At 37.7% G+C, this 15460-nt stretch carries 15 protein-coding genes; 13 read left to right on the top strand and 2 right to left on the bottom strand.

The window, feature by feature from the left end:
• Positions 1-88 precede the first annotated feature (88 nt).
• Genes JNUCC52_RS09385 through phnX form a run of 5 tightly spaced genes read left to right on the top strand, consistent with a single transcriptional unit; the run spans position 89 to position 5341 of the window.
• The gene (locus JNUCC52_RS09385) at positions 89-841 is read left to right on the top strand and encodes an ABC transporter ATP-binding protein (protein WP_337981962.1); all 753 of its coding nucleotides are present in this window, start codon (positions 89-91) and stop codon (positions 839-841) included.
• Positions 834-2462, top strand: coding sequence for an ABC transporter permease subunit (locus JNUCC52_RS09380; RefSeq protein ID WP_337981961.1), 1629 nt, complete (start codon positions 834-836; stop codon positions 2460-2462). Before JNUCC52_RS09385 ends, JNUCC52_RS09380 begins: the two co-directional genes overlap by 8 nt.
• On the top strand, positions 2462-3448 hold the full coding sequence (locus JNUCC52_RS09375) for an extracellular solute-binding protein (RefSeq protein ID WP_337982206.1): 987 nt from the start codon (positions 2462-2464) through the stop codon (positions 3446-3448). Before JNUCC52_RS09380 ends, JNUCC52_RS09375 begins: the two co-directional genes overlap by 1 nt.
• A gap of 14 nt (positions 3449-3462) precedes the next feature.
• Positions 3463-4563, top strand: a complete 1101-nt coding sequence (locus JNUCC52_RS09370; protein WP_337981960.1) for a 2-aminoethylphosphonate--pyruvate transaminase — start codon at positions 3463-3465, stop codon at positions 4561-4563.
• Positions 4553-5341: a phosphonoacetaldehyde hydrolase gene (gene phnX, locus JNUCC52_RS09365; protein ID WP_337981959.1), complete on the top strand. Its 789-nt coding sequence runs from the start codon at positions 4553-4555 to the stop codon at positions 5339-5341. Before JNUCC52_RS09370 ends, phnX begins: the two co-directional genes overlap by 11 nt.
• A gap of 232 nt (positions 5342-5573) precedes the next feature.
• Here the strand turns inward: phnX and def are convergent, their stop codons facing one another.
• Complete coding sequence (gene def, locus JNUCC52_RS09360; RefSeq protein WP_173477917.1) at positions 5574-6131, bottom strand: peptide deformylase; 558 nt, start codon at positions 6129-6131, stop codon at positions 5574-5576.
• A gap of 395 nt (positions 6132-6526) precedes the next feature.
• Between def and pdhA the strand changes: the two genes are divergently transcribed.
• The 7 genes from pdhA (at position 6527) to JNUCC52_RS09325 (ending at position 13689) form a co-directional block, all read left to right on the top strand.
• Positions 6527-7642, top strand: coding sequence for a pyruvate dehydrogenase (acetyl-transferring) E1 component subunit alpha (gene pdhA / locus JNUCC52_RS09355; RefSeq protein ID WP_173477916.1), 1116 nt, complete (start codon positions 6527-6529; stop codon positions 7640-7642).
• 3 nt (positions 7643-7645) lie between these two features.
• Entirely contained in the window at positions 7646-8623 is a 978-nt protein-coding gene (locus JNUCC52_RS09350) for an alpha-ketoacid dehydrogenase subunit beta (protein WP_173477915.1), read from the top strand.
• 47 nt (positions 8624-8670) lie between these two features.
• Positions 8671-10017, top strand: coding sequence for a dihydrolipoamide acetyltransferase family protein (locus tag JNUCC52_RS09345; RefSeq protein ID WP_173477914.1), 1347 nt, complete (start codon positions 8671-8673; stop codon positions 10015-10017).
• A 4-nt stretch (positions 10018-10021) separates the two neighbouring features.
• Positions 10022-11437 carry a dihydrolipoyl dehydrogenase gene (gene lpdA / locus JNUCC52_RS09340; protein WP_337981958.1) on the top strand — a complete coding sequence of 472 codons (1416 nt, stop codon included), beginning with the start codon at positions 10022-10024 and terminating at the stop codon, positions 11435-11437.
• Between the two features lie 123 nt (positions 11438-11560).
• Complete coding sequence (locus JNUCC52_RS09335) at positions 11561-12343, top strand: SDR family NAD(P)-dependent oxidoreductase (protein ID WP_173477912.1); 783 nt, start codon at positions 11561-11563, stop codon at positions 12341-12343.
• 232 nt (positions 12344-12575) lie between these two features.
• A complete protein-coding gene (locus JNUCC52_RS09330) occupies positions 12576-13019 on the top strand; it encodes a CidA/LrgA family protein (RefSeq protein WP_228134384.1) in 444 nt (147 codons plus the stop codon).
• Entirely contained in the window at positions 13012-13689 is a 678-nt protein-coding gene (locus JNUCC52_RS09325; RefSeq protein WP_337981957.1) for an LrgB family protein, read from the top strand. The genes JNUCC52_RS09330 and JNUCC52_RS09325 overlap by 8 nt, the downstream gene beginning before the upstream one ends.
• Before the next feature lie 66 nt (positions 13690-13755).
• On the opposite strand, the gene JNUCC52_RS09320 is transcribed toward JNUCC52_RS09325, so the two are convergent.
• Complete coding sequence (locus JNUCC52_RS09320; protein WP_337981956.1) at positions 13756-14352, bottom strand: class I SAM-dependent methyltransferase; 597 nt, start codon at positions 14350-14352, stop codon at positions 13756-13758.
• A gap of 190 nt (positions 14353-14542) precedes the next feature.
• Between JNUCC52_RS09320 and JNUCC52_RS09315 the strand changes: the two genes are divergently transcribed.
• Positions 14543-15331: a helix-turn-helix domain-containing protein gene (locus tag JNUCC52_RS09315; RefSeq protein WP_337981955.1), complete on the top strand. Its 789-nt coding sequence runs from the start codon at positions 14543-14545 to the stop codon at positions 15329-15331.
• Positions 15332-15460: the final 129 nt, after the last annotated feature.

Genomic DNA, 15460 nt, shown 5'->3' with positions numbered 1-15460 from the left:
AAATTTACTCAACATTTACACAAATATGTATTTTCCCTTTACAAATTGCCTCTATACTGTGAGTAACAACTCAAAAGGAGTGAGCGATTTGTTGGAACTAAGAAATATTTCAAAAAGCTATAAAAATAAAAAAGTATTAAATGATATAAATTTAACGATTGGCTCTGGAGAAATAGTTTCTTTATTGGGACCGAGTGGTTGTGGCAAAACAACATTACTCAACATTGTTCTAGGTCTTACAGAACAAACGGAAGGACAACTTTTTTACAATAGACAAGATATATCGAAACAATCGATGCAGGCACGAGGATTTAATATCGTTTTCCAAGATTTCGCGTTGTTCCCACATTTAAATGCCTACGACAATATCGTATATGGTTTAAAAAATAAAAAACAGCAAATGACAAAAAGCGAGATACAAGAGTATGTTGATTTTTTAGAACTTGCCCCACATTTACATAAGAAGATTCACGAATTATCAGGTGGGCAGAAGCAACGTGTATCAATAGCTAGAACCCTTGTAATGCAACCGAAAATATTATTACTAGACGAACCATTAAGTGCGCTGGATGGAGTAATTAAGGAATCAATTAAAGAACGCATTAAATCGATTGCACGACAGTTTAATCTAACAACTATTATCGTGACCCATGATCCTGAAGAGGCGCTTACGTTATCAGATAAAGTACTCATTATTAATGAGGGAACTGTTTCACAATATGGTACACCTCATGAAATTTTAAAATCGCCAAAAAATCAATTTATCGAAGATTTTATCTTAAGGCAGCTTCACATTAAACGTCATAACATCTACCAACTGTTTGGAGAATCCTATGCTTAAAACGAAAAAAATGGTGAAAATTTTGTTTATGCCCATTGCCTTGTTTTTTCTCTTCTTTTTAATTGTGCCATTGCTTTATATGTTTTGGCAGTCCTTGAAAAAAGGCAATAGCATAACGTTACAAAACTATGTAGAAGCATTACAGAGCGTTGAAATACGTGAAGCATTTCTCAATAGTTTTCAAGTGTCAATCGTAGCTGCAATTATTACAACCTGTTTAGCGTTTGTATTGGCTTATGCATTACATTTTACGACGATGAATCGGTCTGTTAAAAAACTTGTACACGTAGGGATTACATTACCGATGCTGTTGCCGACAATCACCTATGGTTTTGTATTAATTTATACATTTGGTAATCAAGGCATTATTACTAAATTAGTCGGACAGCCTATTGTGAGCATTTATGGATTTAATGGATTGTTGATTGGATATGTGCTTTACACATTACCAGTTGCCTTTATTTTAATGCAAAATTCGATGCAGTATATCGATAAACGGTTTTTACTCGTTTCTATGCTGATGCATGATAAACCGTCACGACGATTTTACCATACCGTGCTTCGTCCAATGATAGGAACAATTGGTGGCGCTTTTATTTTAACGTTTATTTTAAGCTTTACCGACTTTGGAATACCCGCATCGGTAGGAGGGAGCTATAAAGTTATTGCTACTGAGCTTTACCAAGCAATGCTTGGCTCTATTGTGCGATTTGAGCAAGGGGCAGTGATTTCTGTATTGATGCTTGTGCCTGCAGTACTTGGTATCGTGATGCTAAGTTTGCTAGATCGATTTAATTTTCAATATAAGCATGCTAGCCAAAGTGAGCTAGTCGTACATCGTCTGCGAGATCGTGTACTTACAGTTTTTTCACTAGCATGTGTGAGTTCAATTTTAATCATCTTCTCGACAATGTTCATTGTGCCATTTACAAAGGGATATCCATATGACTTTAGTTTCACATTGGAACATATTCAAAATGTTTTAGCAGAAAAGAATTTAACGAGAGTTTATTTTAATTCACTAATTGTTGCCTTCTTTACAGCCGTATTAGGTGTTTGTATAGCATTTGTTTCAGCTCTTCTCAATGTCAGAACACCACTGAAAGGAAGGAAAACGATAGATATTATGTCGATGGTTACGAACACTGTGCCAGGAATGGTTCTTGGTCTTTCTTATTTGTTTTTCTTTAATGGAAGCACGCTAAAAGGAACCTTCTTTATTATTGTTGCCTATACAGTCGTTCATTTTTTCACAACACCGTATTTGATGGCGAAAAACTCCTTGCAAAAAATGGACCCGACTTGGGAAGTAACGGGGGAATTGTTGAAAGACTCCTGGATTCAAACGGTGGTACGCGTTATTTTGCCGAATATCCGTCCAACTATTTTTCAAATGTTTAGCTATTACTTTTTAAATGCCATGGTGACGGTAAGTGGGGTAATTTTCCTTGTCAGTACGAAAACAATGCTTGTCTCCACACGTATTAAAGAGCTTCAGCATTTTGCGAAGTATACAGATATTTTTGTTCTCTCCATTTTTATTTTATGCACTAACCTCATTGTGAAATTAGGTTGTGATTATATAACAACAACTAAAGAAAAGGGTAAGGAGATGGAATGATGAAAAAGTCAAGAATCATGATGTTAGGTAGTGTTAGTTCTGCAATTGTATTGGCTGCGTGTGGCAGTGCGGAGGCTGATGCAAACAAACAAGTCATCATTTATTCAAATGCGGATGATGAAGCTATTGAGGTAATGCAAGCGACATTAGATAAGAAAGGTTATGAAGGCAAATATATCATCCAATCGTTTGGCACATCTGAATTAGGTGGGAAAATGATGGCAGAAGGTACTGATATTGAAGCGGATGTTGTAACGATGGCTTCTTATTTTATTGAAAGTGCGCAAACATCTAAATCCATGTTTGTTGACCTAACATCTGACTTAAAGCCATTAGACGACGGTGGATCAACCTACGCATTACCGATTTTAGGAAACGTAGGATCAATTTTTATCAATACTGATTTATTGGCACAAAAAGGGCTACCTGTGCCGAAAACAATAAAGGATTTAACGAACCCAGAGTTTAAAGATTTAGTGTCATTTCCAAATATTTTAGATTCATCTACAGGGTGGTTATTAGTTCAAGCGATTATGAACGAATATGGAGAAAAAGAAGGGAAGCAAGTATTAGCGGATTTAATTAAAAATGCTGGTCCACATATTGAAAGCTCAGGTTCTGGACCTATTAAAAAGGTGAAGACAGGTGAAGTGGCTGCAGGATTTGGTTTACGGATACAAGCAATTGATGCAAAAAATGAGGGCTTACCTATTGACTATATTGATCCAACTGAAGGCAACTTTACGTTAACGGAATCTGTTGCTGTTGTAGATAAAGAAGGCGATGAAGCAATGGCAATTGAAATCGCAAAAGTAATTGCAACAGAGGCACGAACAGATTTATTAAAGCAATATCCTGTAGCGCTTTACGAAGGTGAGCAAGTCGAAGATGAATATGTTCCGCAGTACTTGAAAAAGTGGGATACGACGTTAACTGTCGATTTATTAGAAAAACATCAAGCATTCTTTAAAGAAGCACAACAATAAAGGAGCATAAAGACATGAATAACTACAAATTATTAACACCAGGTCCATTAACTACAACGGAAGCAGTCAAAAAGGAAATGTTAATGGATCGTTGTACATGGGATGACGACTATAAGCAAGTAACACAAACAATACGTAAAAAGCTCGTAGAACTCGCACAAGTGGATGAAACAATGTATTCAGCAGTACTCATGCAAGGTAGTGGTAGCTTTGTTGTGGAATCGGTCCTAACAACGACTATTTATGACCTTGATAAAGTCCTTATTATAACGAATGGTGCTTATGGAGAACGTATAGTAGAAATGGCGAAAGCCCTTCAGTTACAGCATGTCGTTTATTGTGTGCCGAATAATGAGCAACCATCGCCTTTAGAAGTGCGAACTATTTTAGAAAACGATGAAAGCATTACACATGTAGCGGTTGTGCATTGTGAGACGACAACGGGAATATTAAATCCGATTAATGAAATAGGAGAAGTTGTTCAATCGTTTAATAAAACGTTTATTGTAGATGCGATGAGTAGCTTTGGTGGTGTGCCGATGGATTTGTCAAACGGACATATTGACTTTTTAATCAGTAGTGCAAATAAATGTATTCAAGGCGTTCCAGGTTTTGGATTTGTTATTGCAAAAATTGAAGCATTAGAAAAATGTAAAGGAATAGCCAAAAGTGTTGCATTAGATTTATACAGTCAATGGCAAGTGATGAAAGTGGATGGGAAATGGCGTTTTACATCACCGACACACGTTGTTGCGGCATTTGCGAAGGCGTTGGAGGAACTAGCTGAAGAAGGCGGTATTGAGGCGCGCTACAATCGCTATGCAAAAAACAATAAAATGTTGCGTGAAAGATTATCGAAATGCGGGTTTGAGGCTTATATTTCTGTGGAAATTCAATCGCCAATTATTACAACATTTTTATATCCATCTGCAGCATTTTCTTTCGAGCATTTCTATCAAGAGATGAAACAAGCAGGCTTTGTCATCTATCCAGGAAAGCTAACTGATGTTGATACATTCCGAATTGGTAATATAGGGGATGTTCATGAGGAAGATATTCATACATTATGCAATGTTATTGAAAACTATATGGCGGTGAAAAATAATGAAAATTGAAGCAGTGATTTTAGATTGGGCAGGTACGGCGGTTGATTTCGGATGTTTTGCTCCAGTAAATGTTTTTCTCACAATTTTTGAAGAAGCAGGTGTAACTGTAACGCTGGAAGAAGCGCGTAAACCGATGGGGATGTTGAAAATTGATCATATTCGAACGATGCTTGAAATGGCAAGAATAAGTGAGGCTTGGGAACAAGTATATGGACGTGCATATACAGAGCAGGATGTACAAGCTTTATATGCTCAATTTGAAACAAAGTTAATGGCATCGCTAGCATTGTTCACAGATCCCATTCCGCATGTAAGAGAAACGGTTCAACAGTTAAGACAAGCTGGCATACGTATCGGCTCTACAACAGGCTATACGAAATCAATGATGGAAGTAGTGACGCATCACGCTGCGGAAAAAGGATATAAGCCTGATTATTTAGTGACACCAACTGATGTAGGAGATAAAGGGCGTCCGTATCCTTATATGATTTTTAGAAATATCGAGGAACTTGGCATTCAAGCAACGAAAAAAGTAGTAAAAGTAGGGGATACTACTTCGGATATGCAAGAGGCATTAAATGCAGGGGTTTGGGCTGTAGGTGTCATCATCGGTAGTTCAGAAATGGGTTTAACAGAACAGGAGTTTATGCGTTTATCTGCTGAAGAGCGAGCGGATGCTATCGAAAGAACAAAAGCTGTTTTTGAACAAGCAGGTGCGCATTATACCATTCAAACAATGCAAGAACTGCCTGCACTAATTAAAACAATTAATGCACGATTAGTTTAAAATAAAGCTCTTAAAGCGAAAAAGTGTTAGATTGACTGTCATCAATCTAACACTTTTTGCAATAAATAAAACTTTGCAGAGAGCAATAGTTGATGGTAGCGGAGGCGGCGACTCCCGCGGGAACAACACACAATGTAAGACGCAACAATCCCGCGCGTTAGCGAGGGTTGCGGCTTACGGTGTGCCCGCGGAAAGGGTCCGCCGTAGCGGACATCAACCAATAGCCACTATCTTAGTCTCGTTCGTACGGTACAGCGTTTGGAATTTCTGCGAATGGATTTTTTTCGTTAATACGATCATAAAACATGACGCCGTTTAAATGGTCTAATTCATGCTGGAATGCAATAGCTGGCAAGCCTGACAGACGCATTTTTTTCTCTTCACCGTCGATTGTTTTAAATTTCACTGTAATGCGTGCATGACGAGGCACGTAACCAGGTACATTACGATCAACAGATAAGCAGCCCTCACCAGTCGGCAAATAGGTATTTTCAACAGAGTGGCTGACGATTTTAGGATTGATAGCAACAAAGCTAAGTTGTTCGCCTTGGTCATCTTTTAAATGAAGAGCAAACATTCGATGTAGGCTGTTTACTTGATTAGCGGCTAAACCGATGCCACTACGTAAGTCATACTTATCAGCCATTTCTGGATCTTGGCTATTAATTAAAAATTGAAGCATATCTGTAGCCAGTTGTTTTATTTCATCAGTTAAAGGGAATTGAACGTCTATTGTTTTTGTGCGGAGAGTCGGATGGCCTTCGCGAATTATATCATCCATTAAAATCATGAGTAAATCTTCCTTTCAATCTTTGTATTACCTTACTTATAAGTATACATCACGCATCGAAACATGCACATGAAAAAAGACTTTATTTGAATAAACTTAAAAATATTTTATGTTGCTATTAGATTATAGAGAACTGGGGTATTCTACTATTGGTAATTATGTATTGAAACGTAATGTTTGTGCGCTTGATGAATGTTGTTGTAATACAGATTTACTTAGTTAGTAATACAGTATGGAACAGTTTATAATAATCGTTTTTGTAGAAAAATTCTTTAGTATCAGGCGTAATATATGATTGACCGACAGTATTTTATTCAGTATACTGAGTGCTAAGAATAAGTTGTACTAGTTAAAAAGTGATTTATTTTAATACAGTTGAAAGGGAGATGTGACAAATGAGCAAGAAAAACAATAATATTTTTGATCCACAACAAACGCTAGCTGAAATCGAAGAAAAGTTTGAAATGTTTCAAATTTTGAACGAAGAAGGCGAAATTATAAATGAAGAGGCAGATCCGAAATTATCAGATGAAGAGCTAGTTGAATTAATGACGCGTATGGTTTATACACGTATTTTAGATCAACGTTCCATTTCTCTTAACCGTCAAGGTCGCTTAGGCTTCTACGCACCAACAGCAGGTCAGGAAGCATCACAACTTGCTTCTCATTTCGCATTAGAAAAAGAAGATTGGATTTTACCAGGTTACCGTGATGTTCCACAAATTGTGTGGCATGGTCTACCTTTAGATAAAGCATTTTTATTCTCACGTGGTCACTTCTTGGGGAATCAAGTTCCTGAAGGTGTAAACGTACTAGCACCACAAATCATTATCGGTGCTCAATATATCCAAGCGGCAGGGGTGGCACTTGGTATTAAAAAACGAGGTAAAAAAGCAGTAGCAATTACTTATACAGGTGATGGTGGGTCATCACAAGGTGATTTCTACGAAGGTTTAAACTTTGCTGGAGCATTTAAAGCGCCTGCGATTTTCATCGTTCAAAATAACCAATTCGCGATTTCTACACCACGTGAATTGCAAACGGCAGCAAAAACAATTGCACAAAAAGGTATTGCAGCAGGTATTCCAAGTGTTTTAGTGGATGGTATGGATGCGCTTGCAGTTTATGTTGCAACACGTGATGCACGTGAACGCGCAATTAATGGTGAGGGTCCAACGTTCATCGAAACAATGTGTTACCGTTATGGCCCACATACAATGGCTGGGGATGACCCAACACGTTACCGTACATCTGATACAGATAACGAATGGGCTCTAAAAGATCCACTAGTTCGTTTCCGTAAATACTTAGAGGGTAAAGGTTTATGGGATGAGCAAAAAGAAGAGGCTGTTATCGAGCGCGCGAAAGAAGAAATTAAAGAGGCTATTAAAAAGGCCGATGCTGCTCCAAAGCAAAAAGTAACAGAGTTAATGGAAAATATGTATAAAGGCGAAATGCCATCTAATTTAAAAGAACAGTATGAAATCTACAAAGAGAAGGAGTCGAAATAACCTATGGCACAAATGACGATGATTCAAGCAATTACAGATGCTCTTCGCACAGAATTAAAGAATGATGAAAACGTTCTTTTATTCGGGGAAGATATAGGCGTCAATGGTGGGGTTTTCCGTGCAACTGAAGGCCTACAAAAAGAATTTGGTGTTGACCGAGTATTCGATACACCATTAGCAGAGTCAGGTATTGGTGGGTTAGCGATTGGTCTTTCTCTTCAAGGATTCCGTCCAGTTCCAGAAATTCAATTTTTCGGCTTTGTCTATGAGGTAATGGATTCTATCAGTGGGCAATTAGCACGTTTAAGCTACCGTAGCGGTGGTGTGTACAATGCACCTGTAACAATTCGTTCTCCATTCGGTGGTGGTGTGCATACACCAGAAATGCACTCAGACAGCTTAGAAAGTTTAATGACGGCTCAACCAGGTTTAACAGTGGTTGTTCCTTCAACACCTTACGATGCGAAAGGGCTACTCATTTCTTCTATTCGAAATGATAATCCAGTCATTTTCTTAGAGCATTTAAAATTATACCGTTCATTCCGTGAAGAAGTACCTGAGGAAGCATACGAAATTCCACTAGGTAAAGCTGATGTAAAACGAGAAGGTAAAGATTTAACGATTGTTGCTTATGGCTTAATGGTACACGAAAGCTTAAAAGCAGCAGAAGAACTAGAAAAAGAAGGCCATTCTGTAGAAGTTATTGATTTACGTACAATTCAACCAATTGATATTGAAACAATCATTGCGTCAGTTGAGAAAACAGGCCGAGCAATCGTTGTTCAAGAGGCACAAAAACAAGCAGGGATTGCTGCGAATGTTGTCGCTGAAATTACAGAACGTGCTATTTTGAGCTTAGAAGCTCCTGTTCTTCGTGTAGCAGCACCAGATACAGTGTACCCATTCCCACAAGCTGAAGGTGTTTGGTTACCGAATTTTAAAGATGTAATGGAAACAGCGAAAAAAGTTTTAACATTCTAATGTAGCTTGCATATTTGAAGAAGAGCAAAGAGAAAGGATGGGTACACATGGCATTTGAATTCAGATTACCGGATATCGGCGAGGGTATTCACGAAGGCGAAATTGTAAAATGGTTCGTTAAAGCTGGAGATACAGTAAAAGAAGACGATATCCTTTGTGAAGTACAAAATGATAAAGCAGTCGTAGAAATTCCTTCACCTGTTGAAGGTAAAGTAGAGGAAGTATTAGTAGCAGAAGGTACAGTAGCTGTTGTTGGCGATGTATTAATCCGTTTAGATGCTCCTGGATATGAAGATATGAAGCTAAAAGGTGACGATCATGCGGAAGCGAAGACAGAGGCACAAGTTCAGTCAACTGCTGAAGCTGGTCAAGATGTAGCTAAAGAACCTGCTGCTAAAGAAGAAGCGCCAGCAGCTCCAGCAACAGCAGAGGTAGCGGTAAAGCAAGAATCAGCGGATAGTACTAAACGCGTTATTGCAATGCCTTCAGTTCGTAAATTTGCTCGCGATAATGATGTCAATATTCATGAAGTAGCGGGTACTGGCAAAAATGGTCGTATTTTAAAAGAAGATATTGAGAATTTCTTAAATGGCGGCGGAGCAGTGCAGGCTGAAGAAGCACCAGTTGCAAATGAAGAAGCAGTTGTTCAACAAGAAGCTGCACCATCTGCGCCTGTTGTTCTTGAAGGCGACTTCCCAGAAACACGTGAAAAAATGTCTGGCATTCGTAAAGCGATTGCTAAAGCGATGGTACATTCAAAACAAACAGCGCCACACGTTACACTAATGGATGAAGTTGATGTAACAGCTCTTGTAGCACATCGCAAAAAATTCAAAGATATCGCTGCTGAAAAAGGCGTTAAATTAACGTATTTACCATATGTAGTGAAAGCACTTATTTCAACATTGCGTGAATTCCCAGAATTTAACCGCTCATTAGATGATGCAACACAAGAAATCGTTCAAAAGCATTACTACAATATTGGTATTGCAGCAGATACTGAAAAAGGCTTACTAGTTCCAGTTATTAAGCATGCAGATCGCAAATCTGTATTTGCAGTTTCAAATGAAATTAATGACTTAGCAACAAAAGCACGTGATGGAAAACTTGCGCCACATGAAATGAAAGGTGCATCAATGTCTATTACGAATATCGGTTCTGCAGGTGGTCAATGGTTTACTCCAGTAATTAACCATCCTGAAGTAGCAATTTTAGGTATTGGTCGAATTGCAGAAAAACCTGTAATAAAAAATGGTGAAATTGTAGCTGCACCTGTGTTAGCATTATCATTGAGCTTTGATCATCGCATGATCGATGGAGCCACTGCGCAAAATGCTTTAAATCACTTAAAGCGTTTGTTAAGTGAGCCAGAATTATTATTAATGGAGGCGTAACAAAATGGTAGTAGGAGATTTCCCAATCGAAACAGATACTCTTGTCATTGGTTCAGGTCCTGGAGGATATGTAGCAGCAATTCGTGCAGCTCAAACTGGCCAAAAAGTAACAATCGTTGAAAAAAATGTACTTGGTGGTGTGTGCTTAAACGTAGGTTGTATTCCGTCAAAAGCATTAATTTCAGTTGGTCACCGCTTTGAGCATGCTAAACATTCAGATGACATGGGTATCATCGCTTCTGATGTGAAACTAGACTTTTCAAAAGCGCAAGCTTTTAAAGACAGCGTTGTTAAGAAATTAACTGGCGGTGTTGAAGGCTTACTTAAAGGTAATAAAGTTGAAATCGTACAAGGTGAAGCATATTTCGTTGACGCTCATTCAGTGCGTATCATCAATGGTGAATCTGCTCAAACTTACACATTTAACAATGTGATTATCGCAACAGGTTCTCGTCCAGTTGAAATTCCAACTTTTAAATTCTCTGAGCGTGTCCTAAACTCTACTGGCGCACTTTCTTTACAAGAAGTACCTGGTAAATTAGTGGTTATCGGCGGAGGCTACATCGGTACAGAGCTAGGTTCAGCTTATGCAAACCTAGGTTCACAAGTAACGATTATCGAAGGTGGCAAAGACATTTTAGCTGGTTTCGAAAAACAAATGACGCAAATCGTTAAAAAAGGCCTTAAAAAGAAAGGCGTTGAAATTGAAGTAAACGCATCTGCAAAAGGCGTAGAAGAAACAGAAAACGGCGTAGTTGTAACATATGAAGTTGGCGGAGAAGAGAAAAAAGTCGAAGCTGATTATGTATTAGTAACTGTTGGTCGTCGTCCAAATACAGATGAAATGGGTCTTGAAGGTGTTGGAATTGAATTCGGCGAACGTGGTCTAATTAATGTTGACAAACAATGCCGTACAAACATTCCAAACATTTATGCAATTGGTGATATCGTAGCGGGACCACAGCTTGCACATAAAGCTTCTTATGAAGGTAAAGTTGCTGCTGAAGCAATCGCTGGCGAAAAATCAATCGTAGACTATTTAGCTGTTCCTGCTGTATGCTTCACTGATCCAGAAATGGCGACAGTTGGCTACAACGAAGATCAAGCTAAAGCTGAAGGTATTGAATATACTGCAGCGAAATTCCCATTCGCAGCAAATGGTCGTGCACTTGCATTGAACCAAACAGAAGGCTTTGTGAAACTAGTTGCGCGTAAAGAAGATGGCTTATTAATTGGTGCTCAAATCGTAGGTGCTGGTGCATCTGATATGATCGCTGAAATGGGCTTAGCAATCGAAGGCGGCATGACTGCTGAAGATATCGCGTTAACAATTCATGCTCACCCAACTTTAGGTGAAATTACAATGGAAGCTGCTGAAGTATTACTAGGCAACCCAATCCATATTGTAGCTAAAAAATAATTTAACACATATAACACGACTATAAAGCACAAACGCTTTATAGTCGTTTTTTTGTATAATTTTAGTAACTTTGATACAGTAAAACTATTGAAAGACTATTCGAAAAAATAGGGGTGGGACGAAATGGAATTAGGCTTAAAGGGAAAAGTGGCGATTATTACTGGTTCAAGTAAAGGTATTGGCTATTATACGGCGATGCAGCTAGTGAAAGAAGGCGCGAAGGTAGTTATTAGTGCACGCGGCGAAAAACAGCTACAAGTAGCCGCTGGATGCATTAAAAACGAAACGGGCGAGGAAGTGTTAATTGTTCCGACAGATATCACAAAGGAAAAAGATTGTAAGAGACTTATAGAGCGTACAGTAGAGCATTTTGGGCGTATTGATATTGTTATTAATAATGCGGGTACAGCGTCAGCCAATCCATTTGAAACGGTTAGCAGTGAAGTGTGGCAAGCTGATATTGATTTAAAAGTATTCGGTGCGATTAACTGTTCCAAATATGCAGTGCCCCATATGCGAAAGGTTGGCGGTGGAGCAATTGTTAATGTAACGGCTGTAATGGCTAAAACGCCTCCTGCAAGTTCCCTTCCTACAACGGTGAGTCGTGCGGCTGGACTAGCGTTAACGAAGGCGATGAGCAAGGACTTAGGGAAAGATAATATCCGTGTGAATTCGGTCTGTATTGGTTTAATTCGAAGTGATCAAATTGAACAGCGATGGAAAAAAGATGCTCCAGAGCTATCGTGGGAAGACTATTCGCAAAAAGTCGGTCAAACGATTCCGCTTGGCCGTGTAGGAGAAACCCAAGAGGCGGCAAATGTCATAACTTTTTTAGTTTCAGATGCAGCGAGTTATGTGACGGGTACTGCTGTTAATATAGACGGTGGTTCAGGACACGCCTTATAGTTTACCGACAAAAACTGATAAGCAAAACACACTAAAGTATTGACGTTTTTCTTCCTTTTATTTTCCATAAAATATTGGAGAAAGTTTGCGCTATTAAGAGGTTATTGCATGAAAAGGAGCAACCTATTAAGTTTTAGGTTGACTCTTTTTTCTATTGTTTTTCTAAAATTATAATAGACAGAAAATTCCTGCAGTTGTAGAATAAGCGTAATAGGGGGTGAAAAGAGGAGAAATGTTGAACGAAAAATTTACAATGATTTTAATGCGTGCTGTCCGTATTATTGTCCAAATTGCAATCCTCAATATTTTTTATTACATTGGTGTGGGCATTGTTTCGTATTTGCACATTCCGCTTCCTGGAAGTGTAATTGGATTACTGTTATTAGCACTTTTACTCAATTTTAAAATAATTAAAGTAGAATACATTCAAGATGGTGCTAGTTTTTTAATTGGCATTTTAACATTATTTTTTATTCCAGCAACGGTTGGTATTATTGATTATCCAGAATTAATGTCCACAACTGGGCTGTTCATTATTTTAGCTGTAATTGCTAGCACATTAATTGCCATTTATGTAACAGGCGTGTTGACCCAACAAATTGAAAAACGAGAATTAGCGAAAAAAGAAAAAGAAGTAAATGTTGAAGAGGGGAAGGGAGAATTATCTGTTGATTGAACTTATAGTTGTACTTGGTACGATAGGGCTGTTCGTTTTATTTACGAAGCTTTATCAACGGTTCCCGCATCCTATTATGATTCCATTAGTGACAACAACGATTGTCAGCGCCGTTATTTTAGTCGTCTTTCAAATTCCGTATTCAACCTATATGGTAGGTGGGGAATGGCTGCAAAAAATGCTCGGTCCAGCTGTTGTGGCACTCGCATATCCACTTTATAATCAAAGAGCTATTATTATGAAATATAAATACTCAATTCTTTCAGGGATAATGCTAGCAATGGTTACAGGATTGCTTACAATTTTTATCATGCTAAAATGGATCGGTGTAAAGGAGAGTTGGATGCTGACAGCCTTGCCTAAGTCGTTAACAACACCAGTAGGTATGCAAGTAAGTGAAACAATTGGTGGAATTCCTCCTTTAACGGCGGTTTTTGTAATGATTGCAGGTTTTGTTGGAGCTATTATTGGGCCATTAGTTATCAAATATGGAAAAATTGATTCTGCTGTTAGTAGAGGTGTAGCGATAGGAAGCGCTTCGCATGGTGTAGGGCTTGTAAAACTGCGAGAGTATGGTGAACAAGAATTATCGGTTGGCTCGCTTTCTATGGGGCTTACAGCAATTATAGGGGCGTTTCTATGTCCGCTCTTTGTTTATCTATTTATGTAATAAAATGCCCTTTACAAGATAAAACGCGCTTGTAAAGGGGTGTGGTCTTTTCAAAGTGTAGCTTGTCTAACTTTTTTCAATGATTAATTGAATGGTATGCGCAAGTCCAGTGTGTAAGCTACCTTCATTTCGTATTTGTTCGCCTGTAAAAAAATGAATGATTTTATAGGGCTGACACCAAGTAAGAACAGAAATAGGATTATATAGTAAATTTATATTTTGTGGGCCACCTGTGGCATAGGGTAGTTGGTATATGGAATATAATTCCATCATTATACGACCACCAGGTTTAACAGAATGGACAATACGATTAAAAACGGCTTGCTGCTGTTCTTGAGGAAAATGACCAAAAACCATGACCGCAGCGTCAAATTTTTCGATTGGTAATTCATCTTGCAGTAAATCAACAAGTTGAGTATTAACTGTAACACAATGCTTTCTTGCTAGCTGTGCTGTTTTCTCAAGACCGCTTTTAGCGTAATCGAATGCAGTAACTGTATGCCCTTTAGATGCTAAAAAAACCGCATTTCTACCTTCGCCTTCAGCATATGCTGCTACATTTACATACCCCTTTAAATTATCTACATAGTTTTCTATAAATGCATTTGGTTGTTCACCATAAATATATTCCGCTGATTTAAAACGTTCATCCCATGTATTCATTCAATTCACTCCCTTTTTAAATATTGTAAGTATTGACCAATACTTAATCTAATTTTTCGCTTCGTAAAATAGAAATTGCGCCAAATAACACAGTTGCAACTTGAAATTGACAAAGTGCACTCCCTGAAATATGGAATTAAAGGAAATGTTTTAATAAAATTTACTTAATAACAGAAAGGGGAGTCCATATATGAAATTTAGTGAAAAACTTTTTAAACTAAGAAAAGAAAAAGGTTTATCGCAAGAAGCACTAGCTGAAAAATTAAATACTACTAGGCAAGCTATAAGTAAGTGGGAAAATGATCAAGGTTTTCCTGAAACCGAGAAACTCTTAATGCTTGGCAATGTTTTTGAAGTGTCAATAGATTACTTGTTAAAAGATACTGTTGAACATAGTCATGAAGATGAACATAGTTATTATGTCAGTAAAGAAATGGCGGAAGGATATGTCTTATCACAACGTAAAATTTCTAAGTATTTTGCTATAGGATTTAGTTTGCTTATCGCATCTACTATCCCTTATTTCCTTTTTAAACAAGATCCATTAATTTATACTATTTTCATTACTATTATTGTTGTTTTTGGAATTGGGTCGATTGCAGCAGGCTTTATAGAGGAAGATCGTTATTCTATTCTGAAAAGAGAAGTATTAATATTTGACCATAATTACTTAACAGAATTGAGCAATAGGTACGAAGAAGTGAAGAGAAAGAATACAGCAATTATGGTAGTAGGCTTATGCTTAATTGTAGCAGGTGGTATTTCATTTTTATTAGTAAAAAAAGAAATTGTAGCAGCATTCGTGTTAATGCCTTATTATCCATTACTTATTGCATTTATTGCAGTTGGGGTGTACCTGTTCATCCGTACAGTGTCAGTAATAGATTCTTATAGAATATTAGTAAAAAATAAGGAACATATTCAACGCTTAAATAATACAGTATTAAATAAATTAAGAAAAAAGTTAAATAACTTTTAATCATTAGTTGAATAAGTTTAGTAGACATAATGAGGTGCTCGAATAGTGGATAAAAGGTATCAAGGAGTTTAACTTGATACCTTTTATTTTTATTTATTGATAGAAGTAGTACTGCCTCTCCTGCTCAAG

Origin of the sequence: Lysinibacillus sp. JNUCC-52, from assembly GCF_015999545.1 — a bacterium.
Classification (GTDB): domain Bacteria; phylum Bacillota; class Bacilli; order Bacillales_A; family Planococcaceae; genus Lysinibacillus.
This window is presented reverse-complemented; position numbering and strand designations above follow the sequence as displayed.